The organism is Paenibacillus sp. FSL H7-0735 (assembly GCF_038008505.1).
Lineage (GTDB): Bacteria > Bacillota > Bacilli > Paenibacillales > Paenibacillaceae > Paenibacillus_AQ > Paenibacillus_AQ odorifer.
Map to the genome: position 1 here is coordinate 4,430,091 of NZ_JBBOZH010000001.1, position 20,838 is coordinate 4,450,928.

The window sequence follows — 20,838 nt, forward strand, 5'->3', positions numbered from 1 at the left end:
AAACTCTCCTTACACTTCCATGATAATTGGCAAAATCATCGGTCTGCGGCGCGTTTGTTCATATAAGAAACGGCCCAGCGAATCTTTTACGCTTGTTTTAAGGGAAGCCCACTCATTTACTTTTTCACTCATCAGGCGTTGCAATGTACTGGATACAATTCGGTTAGCTTCGTCGAGCAGTCCTTCGGACTCCCGAACATAAACGAAACCACGTGAAATGATGTCAGGTCCAGAAACAATGGCACCATTCTGTTTGCTAAGTGTAACCACGACAACCAAGATACCGTCTTGAGACAGCAGCTTACGGTCACGCAATACAATGTTACCCACATCGCCTACACCTAGTCCGTCAATCAATACGTTACCAGCCGTTACTTTACCAGCTTTACGAGCGGCACCGCCTTGGATCTCAACAATTTCACCGATTTCAGTGATGAAAATGTTCTGTGGATCTACGCCAACGGATTCTGCCAGCAAAGCATGTTTGCGTTGCATGCGGAATTCACCGTGGATCGGAATGAAGAATTTCGGCTTCATGAGGTTGAGCATAAGCTTAAGTTCTTCTTGGCTACCGTGACCGGATACGTGAACGCCGGAGTTGGAACCGCTGTAAATCACATCAGCGCCAAGACGGAACAATTCATCGATGGTACGGCCTACATATTTCTCATTACCTGGTACAGGTGTTGCCGCAATAATAACGGTATCACCTGGCAGGATATCTACTTTACGATGACTGGAACGCGCCATACGTGTCAATGCAGACATTGGCTCGCCTTGGCTGCCTGTGCAAAGAACAACGACACGATTAGCTGCCATTCTATTCATTTCTTCTGGTTCGATCAGCATACCGTCAGGTACGTTCAGATACCCAAGCTCAGAAGCGATGGATACAACGTTAACCATACTACGGCCAATTACTGTAATCTTACGACCCGTGGATTCTGCTGCATTAACCACTTGCTGAATACGGTGCACATTGGAAGCAAAAGTTGCTACAACGACACGTTGCTCAGCTTTGCGGAAAATATCTTCCAGCACAATACCGACATTCTTCTCAGAAGGGGTAAAGCCTGGTTTCTCAGCATTCGTACTATCCGACAAAAGAGCAAGCACGCCCTTTTGGCCAATCTCTGCCATCCGATGCAGATTTGCAAATTGACCGTTGACTGGGGTGTGGTCAAATTTGAAATCGCCCGTATGAACAACATTTCCTTCCGGAGTCTCAATGCAAACACCCACGGAATCAGGAATGCTGTGATTGGTTCTAAAGAAAGTTACCTTAAGTGAGTTCCCCAATTGAATTTCTGAATCTTCGTTGATCAGAATCCGTTTGGTGTCACCCAGCAGGTTCGCTTCCTTCAATTTGTTCTCTACAAGGCCTAAAGTTAATCTTGTTCCATAGACTGGAACATTCAAATTCTTCAGGACATAAGGCAGACCACCGATGTGATCCTCGTGTCCGTGAGTAAGCACAATACCTCTTACCTTGTCACGGTTCTCTGTCAAATACGAGATATCAGGAATTACGATGTCAATACCGAGCATATCCTCTTCCGGAAACTTGAGTCCCGAATCCACGACTACAATGTCAGCTCCGTATTGAATAACATACATGTTTTTCCCGATTTCTCCGACTCCGCCCAATGCGAAAATCGTCAATTTATCGTTGTTGTTTTTTTTGGACAAATGAATCTAACCCTCCTATGATGTTGGACGTCATACTTTTATTGGTAAATATCGAACTTCGATTATTTCAGCGGCGCTGAACACATTCTTCAAACAGCTAATAACTTCCAATCAACAAGGAAATTCCTGAAATCTGTAAAATGCGCAATGCGAAAGCTCCCGATTCCGGGCAGTAAAGTTCATATTGAAGCGGACAAACGCCGTCAAAATTCACCGTCGCGCCCCTCGCGCGAAGACATGTCATTTATTTAAACAGACTCATCTTGGGACCTATCCTGTCTCACAATGTATTACATTGACGGAAGATTACCGCATATTTAATTTTAACCGCACCCAGTCACTTAAGATCATTATACATGATTTTTTTGGCAAAAGACAAGTCATCCGCCTCGTATCCAAATTCTTTCCTTAAATTCGCCTCAATACTTCAGAAAAAAAATATAAATGCAAAAACCGGCTCCCCCAATAGAGTAGCCGGTTTAGAACGTTCATCATCAATGATTAATTCTTAGTGAAATAGTCCTTCAATAAAAGCCGCTTCCGCTTCCGTTGGCGAAATAAGTGGCAATCTGACTCCGCCCACAGGGATCCCCTTGAGTCCTAAAGCATATTTTACTGCTGATGGATTGGGCAGCGGTTGTGGGCATTCAAACATTCCTTTAAAAATCGGGAACAGCTGGCGATGAATCTCTCCAGCAAGCTGAACATTGCCGGAGGTATAAGCGTAAATCATTTCTGACATCTGCGCACCAACCACATGGCTAGATACACTTATAATTCCGTATCCACCAACAGCCAGACTGGCAAGACCCGAGGCATCATCACCTGTATATACACGGAAATCATCTGAACAAGCAGAGGCAATAAGTGTTACCTGATCCACAGACGCGCATTCTTTCGTAGCAATGATGTTCGGAATCTCAGCAAGTCGCAGGGTAGTGGCCACGCTCATACTTACACCTGTTCGACCTGGAACATTATATAGAATCACTGGTAATGAAGTCTCTGAAGCAATCGTGGAAAAATGCTGATAAAGACCTTCCTGATTCGGTTTATTATAATAAGGAACGACCAAAAGCACTCCATCTACACCTATTTTCTCTGCTTCCTTCGTCAGATGAATGGAATGTTTCGTGTTATTGCTGCCAGTTCCAGCAATAACTTTACAACGTCCATTCGCCTTTTCCAGCACAAAAGAAAACAGCTGCAGCTTTTCCTCATCGCTTAACGTAGGCGATTCCCCTGTCGTTCCGCAGACAACCAAAGCCTCTGATTTCTGTACCTCAATTAAATAATCGACAAGCTGTGAAGTTACATCCCAGTTGATTTCTCCATCCCCATCAAAAGGGGTTACCATGGCTGTTATTAATCTTCCGAAATCCACTTTGAATTCCTCCTTGTCAGCGGTGCAATTCAAACATAGCATGCAGCGAACGCAAGGACTGCACCATATCTTCTTTTTTCACAAGCACCCATATCGTTGTATTCGAATCTGCGGATTGTAGAATTTGAATGTTTTGCGAGCTAAGCGCCTCAACGATGCGCGCCATAATACCAGGCACACCGTTAATTCCTCCCCCGATAACAGAAACTTTGGCACAACCCGATAAACTCTTAGGTCGCAAACCCAGCTGTTGCAGAGCAGAAATAGCCTTCTCTGATTTGTCATCAAAAACCGTATAAAGAGCTTCCGTAGGTGTTACATTAATAAAATCAACGCTTATCCCGTTATCTGCCATACTCTTAAAGATTTGCAATTGCACTCCGGTTCCGTTACCGTCCGGGCATTCCACAGAAATCTGTGTAACATTGCTGACATAAGCAATCCCTGTAACGAATCGATCCACAATACCCCCTGCTTGGATATCGTTAAATCCTTCTGGATTCGTAACCAGCGTACCTTCAGCTTCTGAAAAGGTTGAACGAACACGAACTGGAATCTGTGCCTGCATAGCAATCTCAACCGCACGTGGATGAATGACTTTTGCTCCCTGATGAGCCATATTGCAAATTTCAGTATAACTAACGTAAGTTAATGGCTTAGCATCTTCAACGATCCGTGGATCAGCTGTAAGTATCCCGTTAACATCCGTATAAATATCCACCATATCAGCATGAAGAGCAGCACCCAGTGCTGTAGCAGAGGTATCACTACCGCCACGGCCTAAAGTTGTTAAATCACCCGCTTCAGTCTGGCCCTGGAACCCGGTAACAATAACCACTTTATCCTCACGCAGCTCACGGAGAATGCGTTCCGGACGTACATCCAGAATTCTGGCATTGCCATAGTTGCTGTCTGTCAGAAATCCTGCCTGAGCTCCCGTTAATACTGTAGAAGCGATACCTTCATTCTCCAACAGCCCACATAGAGTAGTAGCTGAAATAATTTCACCGCAGCACATCAGGAGATCTTTTTCCCGGTCAGGAAGTGCATCTCCGTTCTGCACGGCCCAATCCAGCAAAGTGTCTGTTGCGTAAGGCTCTCCGCGACGGCCCATGGCCGATACAACAATAACAAGACTGTAGCCACTTGCCAGCTCTCTTTTGACATTGCGGATTACGTGTTCTCTAGCTTGCGGTGTGGATAGCGATGTTCCTCCGAATTTTTGTACCAGAATACCCATGTATAATTCCCCCATTATTATCAAAGCAAACACACTAATCATTCGTGAAAAGATTACGGTACGTGAGCTTATTCGTTAAGTAAGTTGTTAAATGGCTGTACCGCCCTCGAACCTGAGGACGGTAGCAATATTGCTTATATTTTTTTGATAGCAATGAACTTAGCTGTTTCCACTACGTTATCTTGGCACTTCTCATTGCTCATTTGGTGCATCTCCCCTTTTATTGTCCACAACAAAATCAGCCGAGCTCTGTTAATTTTCTATGCTGAATGAAACCGTTCGATGATCATCGGCTGTAGTTGTTTACCTTGCAAAGCGGCATAGCAAGCTTCCGGGATAAGATCCATGCGTGCCACGAGCGAGTTAGGTTTACCCTCAGGGTTATCTTGACCGAATGGTACAAAATAAATATGTTTAGCCACCAGAAGCTTAGCAATATTTGCGGCATTTAGGCCCAATCCATCATTTGTAGATATCGCTAGAACTAGTGGACGTCCGTTGCGCATCTGCGATTTAGCGGCCATTAGCACGGGACTATCCGTCATGGCATTAGCCAGTTTACTCGTTGTATTTCCTGTGCAAGGTGCTATTGTCAGCACATCCAGCAGCTTGGAAGGACCCAGCGGCTCCGCTTCAACAATTGTAGAAATGATATCATTCCCTGTTATATCTTTCAACTGTTTTAACCAATTTTGCGATGTCCCAAAGCGGGTGTCTGTTCCTAGTACAGATGCTGAAACTATAGGTACTACGTTTGCTCCCCCGTCTACGAAGCGCTGAATTTGTGGCATTACCTCAGCAAAAGTGCAATGAGATCCAGTGATCGCATACCCTACTGTTTTTCCGTGCCAATCCATTTTATTCGTCCCCCTTGATTAAAGCCTCGTCCGAAATCGACTGTACCAGCGCATTTGCCATAATAATCCCAGCGCTTTTTGGAGCTACAATGCCAGGGAGTCCTGGAGCCAGCATCGCCTTAATCCCACGTTTTTCAGCATAACGAAAGTCACAACCGCCTGGTGCAGATGCCAGATCAATAATTACGCAATGCGGCGCAAGCCGCGAGAGCACCTGAGCGGTGATGATCATACTTGGTATCGTATTAAATATAAGATCCACATCCGGTACGTGAAGCAGCAGCTCACTGGTCATAAAAGGCTTCCAGCCCATTTCCTCAGCACGTGCATAATGTTCTTGTTTTCTGACACCAACCTTTACACTAGCCCCCAGTCCCTGTAGACTTCGAGCCATTGTAAATCCAGTTCTACCTAAACCAAGCACCATTGATTTCGAGCTGTGAATCGTAAAATCCGTGTTCTGAATGGCCATTACCAGCGCTCCCTCCGCTGTCGGGATAGAGTTGTAAATAGCCACATCATCACGATTAAGCAGTTCGATTAACTTTAGTGAGTGCTTGGTACACATCCCGCGCAAGTAACTTTTAGCCATACCGGTATACACTAAACAATCGGATGGCAGCGCAGTGAAATGCTCCTCCAGAATCGTTAAACGCTCAGAAGAAAATAGAGCACTAATATTTCCTTCATCATCACAGCCTACCGTAGGCAACACTAATACATCTGCATTACTTAGCAGCTCTACCGTCAATTGTTCCAGGCTCACCCCTGGGCTAGGGGTCTCCCACTTATCGAACCCGGCAGCGCTTACCGTCGCATCCAATTCCACACATTTCCGAATCACTTCAAGCTGTCTCGCGTCCCCGCCCAGGAACACGATCCTGACGCCAGTAAGCATAGGGATGACGCTCCTTTCAACATACACTATCGACTATAAAGCATCTTATGCTGGGCATAGTTAATGGGTGAAGAGCGGAAATGAAATCCCCGGCACGCATGGCTGATGGCTGATGAGCAGATGGCTTACGGCTGATGAGTTACGGACCGAGATGCAACTATTTGTGTATTTTTTGTCTTTTAGGAGGAGTTTCGGACTGGAGAGCTCTTATTCGACATAAACAGGTTCGATATCAGGTGTTTTTGATCCAATAGTGACACTGGGGTCCGAAAACAGCCGAATTAAGCAGAATTGTTGTAAATAAGAGCGCTGAGGTCCGATAGGGGCTTCGTTTTTAATTTGACAGTAGGGTTAGAGTTGTGGCAGAGCTCCAATGAAAATGCTGAGTTTATTCGATGGGGAAATCGGATGTAGTTGGAGTAGCAGATAGCACTTTATAAAATGCTATCTGCATAACAATCGAAGAAAATAATGTTTAATGATAATTAACTCTGCATAACAAAAAAAGCTCACGAATCATGCCTTGGGCATGAATTCGTAAGCTTTTTAAATGAATTATATCAACAATCTTATTTGCCAGTATGACCAAAGCCTCCGGCTCCGCGTTGTGTTTCGGACAACTCTTCCACTTCCACCAAATTAACCACTGGAACAGCTTGAAATACCATTTGGGCAATCCGCTCATTGCGAGCGATAGCAAACGGCTCCTGCCCCAGATTGATCAAGAGTACTTTGATCTCTCCGCGGTAATCAGCGTCTATAGTTCCAGGTGTATTTAAGCAGGTAATCCCGTGCTTCAAGGCCAGTCCACTACGCGGACGGATCTGCGCTTCAAGCCCCTCTGGCATAGCCAGTGAAATCCCTGTTGGAATTAAAGCACGCTCTCCTGGTGCAAGTACAATTTCACCCGCAACTGCAGCATAAAGATCATAACCGGAAGCTTGCTCCGACATTTTACAAGGAAGATTTACATCCTCGTTTCCAGTAAGTTTATTGATTTGTACGTAATAAGACAAGATCATCTCTCCTAACATTTGCAATAGCTTTATCTGATGAGCCTACCATCGCTAAAGAAAGCGGCTCCGCGAACATATGGTCCAGCACACTGTTGATATTGTCCATCGTCACTAGCTGAATTTTGGCGATCATATCGTCCAATGTATTATGTCTTCCGAGCATAAGTTCATTTTTTCCGATACGGTTCATTCGGCTGCTAGTGCTTTCGAGACTAAGAATGAGACTGCCTTTAAGCTGCTCCTTGCCTTTTCTCAGCTCATCTTCACTGAGGCCGTTAGTAGCAAGTTCGTACATCATTTCCTTGATTAACTCCATGACATCTTTTGTTTGCTTGGGCGCTGTACCAGCATAGACCGTAAACAGACCAGAATCTGCCTGGGAGCTGTGATAGGAATACACCGAATAAGCTAATCCGCGTTTTTCACGAATTTCCTGGAACATACGGGAGCTCATCCCTCCGCCTACGGCATTATTGATCAGCACCATAGCATATTGCAAGGGATCGCCAGAACGTACGCCAGGCAAGGAAAGACAGATGTGATTCTGCTCTGTTTTCTTGCGGTGAAATAAGAGTTCTCCATAGTAATCTGGTGGAGTCAGCGGCGCACTTGTACCATGATTATCAAAAGAACCAAAATGCTGTTCCAGCAGTTCGATCAATCCATCACTAATGTTGCCGGCTACACTTATAACCGTATTCTCAATCGTGTATTGTTCCTTCATATACGCCCGAAGATCATCCGGCTTCATCTCCATCAGCCGTTCCTTCAAGCCAAGGATGGAATACGCTAGCGGATGGTCCTTGTAGGCAGCAGCACACATTAAATCATGTACAAGATCATCCGGCGTGTCTTCGCACATGGAGATTTCCTCAAGGATGACATTCTTTTCTTTCTCCAGCTCTTCAGCGTCCATCCGTGAACGGAAGAACATATCCGCTAATACATCTACAGCGATGGGCAGATGCTCATCCAGTACTTTAGCATAATAACATGTATATTCCTTTGAGGTAAACGCATTTACATTGCCCCCGATGGCGTCAAACTGCTCAGCAATATCCTTGGCGCTGTACCGATCCGTACCTTTAAAAAGCATATGTTCTACAAAATGGGATATCCCGTTGTTTCCAGGGTGTTCATTCCGAGAGCCTGTCTTTACCCAGATTCCGAAAGAAACGGACCGGCCAGTCGGGATTTTCTCCATTACCACTCGTAAACCATTGGATAACACTATTTTTTCCACTTCAAGTCCTCCTGGCAAATAGCCATGTTCTATCTAATTTAATTACACGTGCCTATAATCCTACCAGAAATACAGCTCTCACTCAACATTAGAGGGGATCAGCCGCTCTGCTGAGAGCGTTTGACTAACTGTGCCTAACTGCAACCCTTTTGCTTTGATTCCACGTATCATAGCCCTCAGAGCTTTGGAGGATGAGGCTGTGGGATGCATTAAGACTAGAGTGCCTGGTTCCGCTTTGCTTGTGATTTTGGCAACTACAGATTCAGGAGAAGGATTACGCCAATCCACGGTATCCACGGTCCATAGTACGGTCTTGAGCCCTAAACTGCTGGCAATTTCTACTGTCTCCTGATCGAAATCACCAGAAGGGGGTGCGAACCATTTATTAGTGACTCCAAGCGATTCCTTTAACAGCTTTTGTGTCTTCTCAATTTCTACAGTAGCTCGCGCACGACTTAAAGTACTCATATTAGGGTGGGTATAAGCATGATTCTCCATCTCATGACCACGTTTTAGCATTTCTTTAGCCAGCTCCGGATTTTTACTCAGCCAGCTCCCATCCAGAAAAAACGTAACTTTAACGTTCTCTTCATCCAAAACATCCAACATTGGCACAATGTACTCATTTCCCCACGCCACATTAATCATCAACGATACCATCGGTTTGGCCGGATTCCCACGATATATGGGTTCAGCTCCCAGTTGATTCAGTGATATCTGTGGTTCAATCTGCCGATACACAAATTTTATAGGTTCTTTTGGCGCCAAAAGAGCATTCCGATATGTACTCTCTACATCAATCTCAAGTCCGTTATAACCCGGAATCGCCTTCCATACCCGATCAACCACGGCATTCACTGGAGGGGCATTAAGTTTGGCTGCGGCGGTCTCAATCCGTGTCCGAAGATCATTGTTCTCCGGCTTAGAAATATCCTTCCACACAGCTAGGTCATCCTGCGGCTTCAATTGCGCAAGCATGTCCTTTACCGGTCCCTGAGTGCTGCCAATTCCTATCACGATCGCAATACAAGCAACCACTAAAGCCACTTTTTCCGTCTTCATGACGACTTCCTCCCCGGCAGAAACGACTTGTAGTCCGTTCCACACGAATACAAAGACACTTTGTCCCAATCTATGAGACAAGAGAGGAATTTATGTCATAAGAACAGAGGCAAGAGGCGTGATAGTGATGCACTTTACTTTATTTCATATAAAAAAAGAGCCAGAACGCAATCGCTTCTGTCTCCTTTTATTATGCTATTAGGTACCTTAGAAAAGGTACCTCTACAATTGAAACTTAAGCTTTAGCTCCAGTTTCCGAAGTCAATACCGCTTTACGCGACAGGTTAACCCGGCCTTGTTGGTCGATTTCGGTAACTTTAACGGTAATTGTATCCCCGACAGCTACAACATCTTCAACCTTAGCTACGCGCTCAGTGGACAATTGGGAAATGTGTACCAATCCGTCTTTACCCGGAATTAGTTCAACAAATGCTCCGAATTTCTCAATACGTCTAACTGTACCCACATAGATTTCTCCGACTTGTACTTCACGCACTAGTCCTTCGATAATCGAACGTGCCTTTTGGATCATCTCTTCATCTGAAGAACCGATAAAGACACGGCCATCTTGTTCGATGTCGATTTTTACGCCGGTTTCTTCAATAATTTTATTGATAATCTTACCACCAGCACCGATAACATCACGGATTTTGTCCGGATTGATGTTGATAATAATGATTTTTGGAGCATATTTGGACAGATTAGGTCTTGGCGCAGAGATCGCTTCATTCATTTTGTCCAAGATGAACAGACGGCCTTCTTTAGCCTGCTGAAGTGCATCCTGAAGAATGTTGCGGTCGATACCGGCAATCTTAATGTCCATTTGAATAGCTGTAACACCTTCTGCTGTACCAGCTACCTTGAAGTCCATATCTCCGAGATGATCTTCCATACCTTGAATATCCGTCAGGATGGAGACATGCTCTCCGTCTTTGATCAGACCCATTGCTACTCCGGCTACCGGTGCTTTGATTGGCACACCAGCGTCCATCATAGCCAGAATGCTGGCACAGATACTTGCCTGGGAAGTAGAACCGTTAGATTCAATCGCTTCTGATACTAGACGAATCGTGTACGGGAATTCAGTTTCACTAGGTATAACCTTGGATAATGCACGTTCTCCAAGTGCTCCATGACCGATTTCACGGCGTCCTGGTGCTCTAAGCGGACGAGCTTCCCCTACGCTGAACGGTGGGAAGTTGTAATGGTGCATGAAACGTTTCGTTTCAGTAGGATCGATTCCGTCGAGAATTTGCACATCACCTAGTGCTCCAAGGGTACAAACGCTAAGGATTTGTGTTTGTCCACGTGTAAACAGACCGGAACCGTGTGTACGCGGTAACAGACTTGTATCACATTCAATCGGACGGATTTCATCAAGTTTACGCCCATCTGGACGAACCTTATCATGTGTGATTAGACGTCTTACTTCATCCTTCACGATATCATGTAGGACTTCTTTAACATCTTTCAGAAGCTCCGGTGCTTCTATGTACTTCTCTACGAAATACGCAACCGCTTCATCATTAACGACATCAATCGCTTCCTGACGCGCATGTTTTTCAGCTATTTTAACGGCTTCCACCAGACGAGCCTCAGCAAATGCACGGACCTCAGTATTCACGTCAGCATTCACTGTATGCAGCTTCACAGCCATTTTTTCTTTACCAGCCACTTTAACCAGTTCTTCAATGGTTGCAACGATCTTGCGGATTTCATCATGACCGAACATAATCGCTTCGAGCATCACATCTTCCGTCACTTCGTTCGCTTCTGCTTCAACCATCATGATTGCATCCTTCGTTCCAGCAACCACTACATAAACATCACTGATTGCTTGCTGAGACATATCCGGATTGATCACAAACTCTCCATTAATCCGACCTACAGCAACGCCGCCGATTGGTCCATCAAAAGGCACATCGGAAATACTAAGTGCAGCTGAAGTACCGATCATAGCAGCAATATCTGGTGCGCAGTCCTGATCCACACTCATTACCATGTTCAATACCTGAACATCGTTACGAAATCCTTCAGGGAACAGTGGTCTGATTGGACGGTCTGTCAAACGGCTTGACAGAATCGCTTTCTCACTCGGTCTACCTTCCCGTTTAATAAATCCGCCAGGAATTTTACCTACCGCATATAATCTTTCCTCATAGTTGACTGTAAGCGGGAAAAAATCCAGATCCTTAGGCTCTTTCGAAGCCGTAACGGTACATAATACCGAAGTATCCCCGTAACGCACCATAACAGCTGCATTTGCTTGTTTAGCCAGGCGGCCCGTTTCCAGCACAAGGCGTCTTCCACCCAGCTGCATTTCTACACGTTTTTCCATAAATACCTCCTTGAATAGTAGTAGACCCGCAGTCTAAAATAGCAGGTTCACATATCGATCTAAATGAATTGGAAAGGCTTGTCCCAAAGGGAGGCTACCTATTCTGTATGCATATAAGAAGAAACGGCTGGGCCTTACTGAAAAGTAAAGCCGCCGTTTTTGCGAATAATCTCATCGATCCTAATATTAAGTTTTCCCTAAATTTTCAAAAAGCAACCCAGCTGTCCCGCTGTCGCTCCGAGAAGGACATACGGTATACAACCAGGCTGCTTTAAGAGTAATCTTATGGAAAATTAACGACGCAATCCCAGTCTTTCGATCAGGGCGCTGTAACGTCTGATGTCTTTGTTTTTCAAATACGCCAGAAGTTTACGACGTTGTCCAACCATTTTCAACAATCCGCGACGGGAGTGATGATCTTTCTTGTGCGTACGCAAGTGGTCAGTCAAATTAACGATGTTCTCCGTTAGGATAGCAACTTGCACCTCAGGGGATCCAGTATCGGATTCGTGAGTTTTGTGCTCGTCGATCAATTGATGTTTACGTTCTTGAGTTAATGCCATCCTGTTCACCTCCTTCAATATAATCGCCACTAGCCTCGTCACCGTCGGTGAGAACGTGCAACCAAGCTAAGGTTATGATGCTGTAAGCCAGCAACGTTACTTAGTATAGCATCTCCATTAACAAAAGTAAACGGCTTGTCCGGGATGACTATAAATTATACTCCAGAATCTTCTTCGCGGTTTCTGCATCCTCGCCAATCTGAGTAATCAATGCCCCAATGGAGTCAAACTTCCGTTCTGGACGAATGTAAGATACCAATTCTACCTTAAGCTCTTGATCATACAGGTCACCCTCGAAGTCAAACAGATGTACCTCAAAGCTCGGAGTCAACACACCCTCATGAAAGGTTGGTTTAACGCCCACATTCATAACCCCGTACAGAACTTTATCCTTATAAAAGACTCGAACCGCATATACACCTTTGGTCGGAATGACAAAATGATCACTGAGCTTCAAATTGGCAGTTGGAAAACCAATTGTGCGGCCTCTCTTCTCACCATGCCCCACTTCACCACGCAGATGATAGCAACGTCCGAACCAGGAGTTTGCCAGTCCCAGATCTCCATTTTGGAGACTTTTGCGAATGCCGGAGCTGCTAACCTTTTCGCCTTCAAGCAGAAAAGGAGGAGCAACTTCCACATTCATAACACCTTCACCCAGCTTACGAAGCATCTCAACATCGCCTTCACCTTGGTAGCCAAAGCGAAAGTCAAAGCCAACAACTGCAGTTACAATATGTAGCGGCAAAAGCATAACAGAGACAAAATTCTGTGGACTAACCCGGGAAAGCTGCTCATTAAATTCAATAACATACAGGATATCTACACCCATGCTGGCAAGAATCTCTTGCTTTTCAAAGGGTGGCGTCAAGTACCCTTCATAATCCCCCTTACCCATAACATCTTTGGGATGAGGATGAAATGTAAGGACTGCAGCCGGCACACCTTGTTTACGGGCTAAGGCCACAGCGGATGTAATGACACTGGCATGTCCACGATGCAGGCCGTCAAACTGCCCTAGAGCAGCCACTTGAGGTTGTGCCCATTCGGCAGCAGTCTCCGGCGACATCGGATAGGTTAACGTTACGGTTCTCACGCTGTTTCTCACCTACAATTCACTTGGTAAAATTGATTTAAGCTTGTGCAAACACTTTTACTGGGGCAATAGCACCTGTCTCTTCCAGCTCATAAATGCCAAGAAACAATCCCTGAAGATCGTATAGCCGAATTTGACCTGCTGTCTTCACTTCTGGAGCAATGAACCGCGAAGACAAACGTTGACCCTGCAGTGCTGCCTTCTTCTTCTCATCCATAACGGTATGCTTAGGCAAATGCGAAATTGCCTCATCAGCAGCGATTAAATGATCTTCTAATGTTCCGGCTTCCTTGTGCGCGGCAATATCCTCAAGGGATAAACAATGGCTGGCAGAAATTCCTGCCGACATTGTTCTCTCCAGCTTCACCATTACACCCGGCAGTCCAAGCGCACGACCGATATCAACACAAAGTGTTCGAATATACGTGCCTTTGGAGCATAATACCCGGAAAGTGATGTCGGGATGATTACCTTCCCAAGTCATATCCGTCATTTCGATTTCATAAATCTCTACTTCACGACTTTTTCGTTCAACGGTCTTGCCTTCTCTAGCCAATTCATAAAGACGTTTGCCATCCACTTTCACCGCAGAGTACATGGGAGGAACCTGAGAAATTACACCTTTGAAAGAGGCAAGCACTGCAAGAATCTCTTCCTCAGATACATGAACCTCATCTACAGTTTCCGTAATGGTTCCAGTTAAGTCTTCAGTATCACTGGACATCCCCAGTCTCAGTGTTGCCACATATTCTTTGGGCAGCTCCTGAATATACTCCACAACGCGAGTCGCACGTCCCAGACAAAGCGGCAATACACCAGTCACTTGGGGATCTAGTGTCCCCGTATGACCAATCCGTTTCATGCCGAGAATACGGCGTGCCTTGGCTACAACATCATGTGAAGTGAAGCCTGCCGGTTTATAAACCGCCAGAACACCTTCTAATTCACTCATAAATGACGTCTTACCTCCTCAAGCACCTGAGTTATTGCCTCTTCAAGCGTAGCTTCTATACGCGCACCTGCAGCACGGGTATGACCGCCGCCGCCAAACGTTTGCGCCAATGCAGCCACGTCTACTTTACCGGCAGAACGTAGGCTAACCTTGACCGCATGTTCATGAATAACTTTAAAAAGAATGCCTACTTCCACGCCCCGTATATTACGAGGGTAGTTTACGATCCCTTCCAAATCTTCATTAGCAGCAGCACATTCGATCATATGCTCGGGTGTAACATATAGCCAGGCAATATCCCCTTCAGGAGATAATTCCAGCGTATTTAAGGCTTTATTTAATATTTTAACCTGTGGCAGCGTCATTTCTTCAAGCAATGTCTCAGCGAGTTCAGGACCGTTAACTCCAAGGGATAATAGCTCAGATACAGCTGCCATTACTTTTGGTGATGTGTTGGTATAACGAAAACCACCGGTATCTGTTAACAGACCCGTATATATAGCTGTGGCGATATCAATATCCCATTCGATCTCGAATGTCTTCAGCAGGTCGAACAATATTTCCGCTGTCGCAGCTGCATCCGGTTTGATTAAATTAACGAATCCATAACCGTTATTTGTTGGATGGTGATCAATGTTCAGGATAAGAGCCTCATTCGCAAAATAGCGGTTTGTCAGCCCTACTCGCTGAAAATCCGCACAATCCACACAGATGACGTTGCTGTATTGACGGGGCGGTTCACTAGAGGCCATATTGATGATTTCATCCGAATGCCATAGGTATTCCATTCGCTTCGGGATCGGTCCTTCATTCAGCATAGTGTATTTTTTGCCCAGACATGAGAGAAGCCAGCCCACCGCAAGGGTGGAGCTGACTGCATCTCCGTCCGGCTGAACATGCGACACTACAAGGTAATCGTCGTGTTCCAGCAGAAACTCACGGGTCTGCTGGAGACTTTGTTCATAGCTCTGCATTCGCCGTCTCCTTTTTAAAGGTTGTTCAAAATAGCATAACGCTATTTTGAACCCCACTTTAATCACTTATTTCTAATCGTTCTTATGAAGCTCTCCAAGAAGCTTCTCAATATGACTGCCATAAGCGACAGATTCGTCGATCTTGAAGATCAGCTCCGGTGTATGCCGAAGGCGAATGGCCTTGCCAAGCTCTGAGCGAAGAAAACCATTGGCTTTCTCAATCGCTTTAAGCGAGTCTGCCTTCTGCTCTTCATCCCCGAACACGCTTAAGTATACCTTGGCTTGCGATAGATCGTTAGTCACATCTACGCCAGTTACAGTTACAAAACCGATTCGAGGGTCTTTCAGACCGCTTTGGATAAGTTGACTAAGCTCTTTCTTGATCTGCTCGCCCACTCGTCCTGCTCTAATTTTAGACATCTATATTCACCTCTTCGCTTAGCGCTCTACAGTTTCCATAAGAAACGCTTCGATAATGTCGCCCTCTTGGACGTCATTATAGCGTTCCAAAGTTATGCCACATTCATAACCTTGCGCCACTTCTTTGGCATCATCTTTGAAACGTTTCAAAGTATCAACCTTACCTGTGAACACTACGATTCCGCTACGGATCAAGCGCATTTCAGCATTACGGGTAATTTTACCGGAAGTAACCATACATCCTGCAATGGTACCCACTTTGCTGATTTTGAACACGCTGCGAACTTCGGCGTGACCGATAACATTCTCTTTATAGATAGGATCGAGCATACCTTTCATGGCACTTTCGATTTCTTCAATTACGTTGTAGATAATGTTGTGCAGACGAACATCTACTTTTTCTTGCTCAGCAGCTGCTTTGGTCTGTGCGTCTGGACGAACGTTAAAGCCGATAACGATAGCATTAGATGCTGCTGCAAGCGTAATATCGGATTCAGTAATCGCACCAGCACCGCTGTGAATGATCTTCACGCGTACGCCTTCCACTTCGATCTTAGCCAAGGATCCTTTAAGCGCCTCGACTGAACCTTGTACGTCAGCTTTGATGATCACGTTAAGGTCTTTGATCTCGCCATCTTTAATGTGCTGGAACAGATCATCCAAAGTTACACGGGTGTTCGTATTCAGCTCAGATTGACGTTGGGAAGTGGAACGTCTATCAGCAATCGCACGGGCTTTACGCTCGTCTTCGAATGCCATAAACGGATCGCCAGCTTGTGGCACCTCAGTCAAACCAGTAATTTCTACTGGAGTAGATGGTCCAGCTTCTTTAATCTTACGACCTTTATCATTGACCATCGCACGTACACGTCCGAAGCAGTTACCTGCTACAAAGGCATCGCCGACTTTCAACGTACCGTTCTGAACGAGTATACGAGCAACTGGTCCACGGGATTTATCAAGCTCAGCTTCTATAACAGTACCGCGTGCCCGTTTGTCAGGGTTCGCTTTGTACTCATTAACTTCAGCTACGAGCAGGATCATTTCCAGCAGTTCTTCCAAGTTAATACGTTGTTTCGCAGAGAGGTTAACGAAGATGGTATCTCCACCCCACTCTTCAGGAACAAGTTCATAACTTGTAAGCTCTTGCTTCACCTTATCAGGATCTGCGCCCGGCTTGTCGATTTTATTAACAGCGACAATAATCGGAAGTCCAGCAGCCTTAGCGTGTGCAATAGCTTCAACGGTCTGAGGCATAACACCGTCATCAGCAGCAACTACGATAATTGTCATATCCGTAACCTGTGCACCACGAGCACGCATAGCAGTAAATGCTTCGTGACCAGGTGTATCAAGGAACGTGATTTTCTTTTGATTAATTTCGACTTGATAAGCACCGATGTGCTGAGTGATTCCGCCGGCTTCGCCTAGAGTCACATTTGTCGAACGAATAGCATCAAGCAGTGTAGTTTTACCATGGTCAACGTGACCCATAATAGTAACTACTGGAGGACGAGTCTGAAGATCCTCTTCATTGTCATTCTCTTCCACTGTTTCGAAGCTGTCCTCATCAACAGGAATCTTCACTTCTACTTCTACGCCAAATTCAGCAGCGAGTAGCAAAATGGTGTCGATATCAAGTTCTTGGTTGATGGTAGCCATAACACCCATTGAAATCAGCTTTTTGATTACTTCAGAAGCATCCTTGTGAAGCAATTTCGCTGTTTCACCAACGGTCATGCTGCCACGAACGATGATTTTCTTAGGTGTGTTATCGATCTTCTCGCGGTGTACCATTGGTTGGTTCTTGCCACGACCATTCTTACCACCACGACCGCGGTAGTTACCACCTTTACCATCATCAAAACGTCTTTGATTATTATTCGGTCTGCCACCAGTTGTGTTCTTTTTAGGACCTCTGTCATCACCGCGTGTGAAACCTCCGCCTGTGCCAGATTGACCTTGTGGACGGCTGTCAGTGCGTGGTGCACTGTTTTGTCCTTGCGGACGGCTGCCACTTGTGTTGCTTCCTTGTGGACGGCTTCCACCAGTGTTGCTGCCTTGTGGGCGGCTACCACCAGTATTGCTGCCTTGCGGACGGCTGCCACTTGTGTTGCTTCCTTGTGGTCGGTTGCCGCCAGTATTACTGCCTTGCGGACGGCTGCCACCGGTATTGCTACCTTGTGGGCGATTGCCGCCGGTAGTGCTGCTTTGCGGGCGGCTGCTACTAGTACTGCTAGTACTGTTAGTACGTGGAGCACCGCTTTGTTGCGGACGTGCATTCTGCGTTGAACCTGTTTGTGTTCTGCGGGAATCTTGTCCGCTTTGGGGCCTTGGGGACGTCGTCGATTGGTTGTTGTTTTGGTTACTGTTCATACCTACCTGCTTTTCCTGTTGATTTTTGTTGGCATTCTGAGCACTTTGAGGTTCGGCTGTTACCGCACCGGTTGTTACCGGCCGGCTGCTGGTGCCGGTATCCCGCTTGGCTGCAGCGTTTGATTTGATATCCTTAAAGAACTGTTCAACTTTGTTCACGGATCCATTCTCCATGACACTCATATGATTATTCACGGGGACATTCAAACGCTTCAGAATAGTAATAATTTCTTTACTGCTCATGTTTAGTGACTTTGCGTATTCGTACACGCGCAATTTATCTTTGTTCTCTTCTTTAGTCAATAAATCCACCTCCGACAGTATCTCCGAGTTGCTTGGAGATCATTTCCGCGAATCCTTTATCCGTAATGGCCAGTACTACACGCTGGTCTTTACCAATACTTGCACCGAGTTCATCCCGGTGAAATGCGATTACTAGTGGAATATCGTAAGTTCCGCATTTATCACGGAACTTTTTTTGGGTATTATCTGAAGCGTCACCTGCCAGAACGACCAGCTTCGCCTCTGAAGACCGTACAGCTTTGAGTACAGCCTCGTCACCGGTGACTATCTTGCCTGCTCTCATGGCAAGCCCTAAATAAGAAAGCGCCTTACTCATTATCCTCACTATCCTTTGCTGCTAGGAACTGCTCTTCCACGGATGTAAACTCCCGGGCTAGCTGGGCGTAGATTTCAGGACTCACTTGACATTTCAATGCACGGTCAAGTGCTTTGTTCTTTTGTGCCAGCTGAAAGCATTCAAGCTTGCCGCATATGTAAGCACCACGGCCTGACTTCTTACCCGTCAGATCAATCAGTACTTCACCTTCAGGCGTTCTTACCACACGAATCAGCTCTTTTTTAGGCATCATCTCTTGGGTAGCAACGCATTTACGCAGCGGCACCTTTTTTTGTTTCATACCAAACGCCTCCCGTCAAGCAGGTTAATTAATCTATGGAGACGGAATCCTGATGCATTTCATCAATAGAAGATTTCGGTCTGCCGTATTCCTGCTCCGCTTGAGTTTCACTCTTGATATCAATCTTCCAGCCGGTAAGTTTAGCGGCAAGACGTGCATTTTGCCCTTTAATACCGATAGCCAGTGATAATTGATAGTCAGGAACGATAACTCTCGCCATCTTCTCCGCTTCAAAGACTTGAACTTCAAGAACCTTGGAAGGGCTTAGTGCATTCGCAACATATTCCTGCACCAGATCAGAATAACGGACGATATCGATCTTCTCACCGCGAAGCTCAGTAACGATGGTCTGAACGCGTGTGCCTCTTGGACCTACGCAAGAACCAACGGGATCTACTTCTGGATTGCGGGAATACACAGCAATCTTCGAGCGGAAGCCAGCTTCACGAGCTACAGAACGAATCTCAACTACACCGTCAAATATTTCAGGAACTTCAAGCTCGAACAGACGCTTCAGTAATCCAGGATGACTGCGGGAGAGCATAATCTGCGGACCTTTTGTTGTATTCTCAACTTTTGTGATATAAGCCTTGATGCGTTCGCTTTGTTTGAACTTTTCACCTGGCATCAATTCGCTAAGCGGAAGAACCGCTTCGATTTTACCAAGATCAATGTAAATGTTCCGCATATCTTGACGTTGAACTAGTCCAGTAACGATATCATCTTCTTTGTCGATAAAAGCATTATAGATAAGTCCACGCTCTGCTTCGCGAATCCGTTGAGTTACAACCTGCTTAGCAGTCTGTGCGGCAATACGTCCAAAATCACGCGGTGTCACTTCAAGCTCAGCGATATCTTCCAGCTGGAAATGCGGGTTAATTTCTCTGGCTGCCGGCAATGAGATTTCAGTCCTTGTATCCAGGACCTCCTCAACAATTAACTTGCGGGCAAACACTTTAATGACACCTGTATTGCGATTCATGTCAACACGCACGTTCTGTGCTGCATTGAAATTACGTTTATAACTAGAGATCAGCGCCGCTTCAATCGCTTCAAACAGCACATCTTTACTGATGCCTCTCTCCCTCTCCAGCTCATTCATTGCTTCAATAAACTCCATACTCATGAATTTCCGGCCCCCCTTTCAAGACGTTAAAAAATAATGGCCAATCTCGCACTTGCGACCTTGGCGTACGGTACTGCATGTTCTTTTTTGCCCGCGGAGATGAGCAGTTCCTCGTTCTCGAACGAGAGCAAACGACCTTCAAATTCTTTGAGTCCTTGAATCGGCTCATAAACAGTCACATACACGTCCTTACCTACCGCTTTAGCTACATCCGCAGCTTTTTTGAGAGGACGCTCTGCTCCCGGCGAGGAAACCTCAAGGAAATATGCCTCAGGAATAGGATCATTCTCATCTAACTTCTGACTGAAATATTCGCTAATGATCCCGCAGTCATCAATATCAATGCCGCCTTCTTTATCTACGAATATACGCAGAAACCAATTGGAGCCTTCCTTCACGTATTCAACGTCCACCAGTTCGAAACCATTGTCGTCGAGATAGGGCCCGAGCATCTGCTCTACCGTTTGTTTAATTTTAGATTTGGGTGTGCTCAAAAGAAAATTACCTCCACGAACTTGTCTTTTGCTATATACCAAAGATAAAGAGTGGGTTTCCCCACTCTTTACACAACGGACTTATCTCATTATTACCAAAGAAATTATACCATAGGGAAACTGGACTGACAAGTGCTAGCCCTTGACTCCCCCTTTGGAGCACTCTTTTCTAGCCATGAAATAAGTGTTG

General features: G+C 45.6%; 19 protein-coding genes. All 19 read right to left on the reverse strand.

Features of this window, described 5'->3' with window-relative positions:
* Positions 1–9: 9 nt before the first annotated feature.
* Positions 10–1,689, reverse strand: coding sequence for a ribonuclease J (locus NSS82_RS20090; protein ID WP_036688436.1), 1,680 nt, complete (start codon positions 1,687–1,689; stop codon positions 10–12).
* 508 nt (positions 1,690–2,197) lie between these two features.
* On the reverse strand, positions 2,198–3,073 hold the full coding sequence (gene dapA, locus NSS82_RS20095) for a 4-hydroxy-tetrahydrodipicolinate synthase (RefSeq protein WP_036688439.1): 876 nt from the start codon (positions 3,071–3,073) through the stop codon (positions 2,198–2,200).
* 16 nt (positions 3,074–3,089) lie between these two features.
* A complete protein-coding gene (dapG, locus tag NSS82_RS20100; RefSeq protein WP_036688442.1) occupies positions 3,090–4,313 on the reverse strand; it encodes an aspartate kinase in 1,224 nt (407 codons plus the stop codon).
* Between the two features lie 260 nt (positions 4,314–4,573).
* Complete coding sequence (locus NSS82_RS20105) at positions 4,574–5,170, reverse strand: dipicolinate synthase subunit B (RefSeq protein WP_036688443.1); 597 nt, start codon at positions 5,168–5,170, stop codon at positions 4,574–4,576.
* 1 nt (position 5,171) lies between these two features.
* Entirely contained in the window at positions 5,172–6,068 is an 897-nt protein-coding gene (dpsA, locus tag NSS82_RS20110) for a dipicolinate synthase subunit DpsA (RefSeq protein WP_036688445.1), read from the reverse strand.
* 569 nt (positions 6,069–6,637) lie between these two features.
* A complete protein-coding gene (dut, locus tag NSS82_RS20115; protein WP_170914171.1) occupies positions 6,638–7,084 on the reverse strand; it encodes a dUTP diphosphatase in 447 nt (148 codons plus the stop codon).
* Positions 7,059–8,327: a M16 family metallopeptidase gene (locus tag NSS82_RS20120; RefSeq protein WP_036688449.1), complete on the reverse strand. Its 1,269-nt coding sequence runs from the start codon at positions 8,325–8,327 to the stop codon at positions 7,059–7,061. The genes dut and NSS82_RS20120 overlap by 26 nt, the downstream gene beginning before the upstream one ends.
* Before the next feature lie 78 nt (positions 8,328–8,405).
* Positions 8,406–9,389 (reverse strand): polysaccharide deacetylase family protein, encoded by a 984-nt coding sequence (locus tag NSS82_RS20125; protein WP_076272322.1) that lies wholly within the window; start codon positions 9,387–9,389, stop codon positions 8,406–8,408.
* A gap of 235 nt (positions 9,390–9,624) precedes the next feature.
* Complete coding sequence (pnp, locus tag NSS82_RS20130) at positions 9,625–11,727, reverse strand: polyribonucleotide nucleotidyltransferase (protein WP_036688453.1); 2,103 nt, start codon at positions 11,725–11,727, stop codon at positions 9,625–9,627.
* 293 nt (positions 11,728–12,020) lie between these two features.
* On the reverse strand, positions 12,021–12,290 hold the full coding sequence (gene rpsO, locus NSS82_RS20135; RefSeq protein ID WP_036656390.1) for a 30S ribosomal protein S15: 270 nt from the start codon (positions 12,288–12,290) through the stop codon (positions 12,021–12,023).
* 148 nt (positions 12,291–12,438) lie between these two features.
* Positions 12,439–13,386, reverse strand: coding sequence for a bifunctional riboflavin kinase/FAD synthetase (locus NSS82_RS20140; RefSeq protein WP_038571921.1), 948 nt, complete (start codon positions 13,384–13,386; stop codon positions 12,439–12,441).
* A 37-nt stretch (positions 13,387–13,423) separates the two neighbouring features.
* On the reverse strand, positions 13,424–14,338 hold the full coding sequence (truB, locus tag NSS82_RS20145) for a tRNA pseudouridine(55) synthase TruB (RefSeq protein ID WP_076140993.1): 915 nt from the start codon (positions 14,336–14,338) through the stop codon (positions 13,424–13,426).
* Positions 14,335–15,312, reverse strand: coding sequence for a DHH family phosphoesterase (locus NSS82_RS20150; RefSeq protein ID WP_038571927.1), 978 nt, complete (start codon positions 15,310–15,312; stop codon positions 14,335–14,337). The genes truB and NSS82_RS20150 overlap by 4 nt, the downstream gene beginning before the upstream one ends.
* Before the next feature lie 72 nt (positions 15,313–15,384).
* Positions 15,385–15,732: a 30S ribosome-binding factor RbfA gene (rbfA, locus tag NSS82_RS20155; protein WP_036688461.1), complete on the reverse strand. Its 348-nt coding sequence runs from the start codon at positions 15,730–15,732 to the stop codon at positions 15,385–15,387.
* An 18-nt stretch (positions 15,733–15,750) separates the two neighbouring features.
* Entirely contained in the window at positions 15,751–18,411 is a 2,661-nt protein-coding gene (infB, locus tag NSS82_RS20160) for a translation initiation factor IF-2 (RefSeq protein ID WP_036688463.1), read from the reverse strand.
* The gene (locus NSS82_RS20165; RefSeq protein WP_036688466.1) at positions 18,404–18,727 is read right to left on the reverse strand and encodes a YlxQ family RNA-binding protein; all 324 of its coding nucleotides are present in this window, start codon (positions 18,725–18,727) and stop codon (positions 18,404–18,406) included. The genes infB and NSS82_RS20165 overlap by 8 nt, the downstream gene beginning before the upstream one ends.
* Positions 18,720–19,028 (reverse strand): RNase P modulator RnpM, encoded by a 309-nt coding sequence (rnpM, locus tag NSS82_RS20170; RefSeq protein WP_036688467.1) that lies wholly within the window; start codon positions 19,026–19,028, stop codon positions 18,720–18,722. The genes NSS82_RS20165 and rnpM overlap by 8 nt, the downstream gene beginning before the upstream one ends.
* A gap of 28 nt (positions 19,029–19,056) precedes the next feature.
* Entirely contained in the window at positions 19,057–20,154 is a 1,098-nt protein-coding gene (nusA, locus tag NSS82_RS20175) for a transcription termination factor NusA (RefSeq protein WP_036688470.1), read from the reverse strand.
* Positions 20,155–20,180: 26 nt separating this feature from the next.
* Positions 20,181–20,648: a ribosome maturation factor RimP gene (gene rimP, locus NSS82_RS20180; RefSeq protein WP_036688473.1), complete on the reverse strand. Its 468-nt coding sequence runs from the start codon at positions 20,646–20,648 to the stop codon at positions 20,181–20,183.
* Positions 20,649–20,838: the final 190 nt, after the last annotated feature.

Bases quoted from the DNA above. Each gene is read 5' to 3' on its own strand.
- dpsA (WP_036688445.1), bottom strand. From the start codon at position 6,068: ATGCTTACTGGCGTCAGGATCGTGTTCCTGGGCGGGGACGCGAGACAG.
- rnpM (WP_036688467.1), bottom strand. From the start codon at position 19,028: ATGAAACAAAAAAAGGTGCCGCTGCGTAAATGCGTTGCTACCCAAGAG.
- NSS82_RS20105 (WP_036688443.1), bottom strand. From the start codon at position 5,170: ATGGATTGGCACGGAAAAACAGTAGGGTATGCGATCACTGGATCTCAT.
- rbfA (WP_036688461.1), bottom strand. From the start codon at position 15,732: ATGTCTAAAATTAGAGCAGGACGAGTGGGCGAGCAGATCAAGAAAGAG.
- NSS82_RS20165 (WP_036688466.1), bottom strand. From the start codon at position 18,727: ATGAGTAAGGCGCTTTCTTATTTAGGGCTTGCCATGAGAGCAGGCAAG.
- pnp (WP_036688453.1), bottom strand. From the start codon at position 11,727: ATGGAAAAACGTGTAGAAATGCAGCTGGGTGGAAGACGCCTTGTGCTG.
- NSS82_RS20125 (WP_076272322.1), bottom strand. From the start codon at position 9,389: ATGAAGACGGAAAAAGTGGCTTTAGTGGTTGCTTGTATTGCGATCGTG.
- nusA (WP_036688470.1), bottom strand. From the start codon at position 20,154: ATGAGTATGGAGTTTATTGAAGCAATGAATGAGCTGGAGAGGGAGAGA.
- NSS82_RS20150 (WP_038571927.1), bottom strand. From the start codon at position 15,312: ATGCAGAGCTATGAACAAAGTCTCCAGCAGACCCGTGAGTTTCTGCTG.
- dapG (WP_036688442.1), bottom strand. From the start codon at position 4,313: ATGGGTATTCTGGTACAAAAATTCGGAGGAACATCGCTATCCACACCG.
- truB (WP_076140993.1), bottom strand. From the start codon at position 14,338: ATGAGTGAATTAGAAGGTGTTCTGGCGGTTTATAAACCGGCAGGCTTC.
- rpsO (WP_036656390.1), bottom strand. From the start codon at position 12,290: ATGGCATTAACTCAAGAACGTAAACATCAATTGATCGACGAGCACAAA.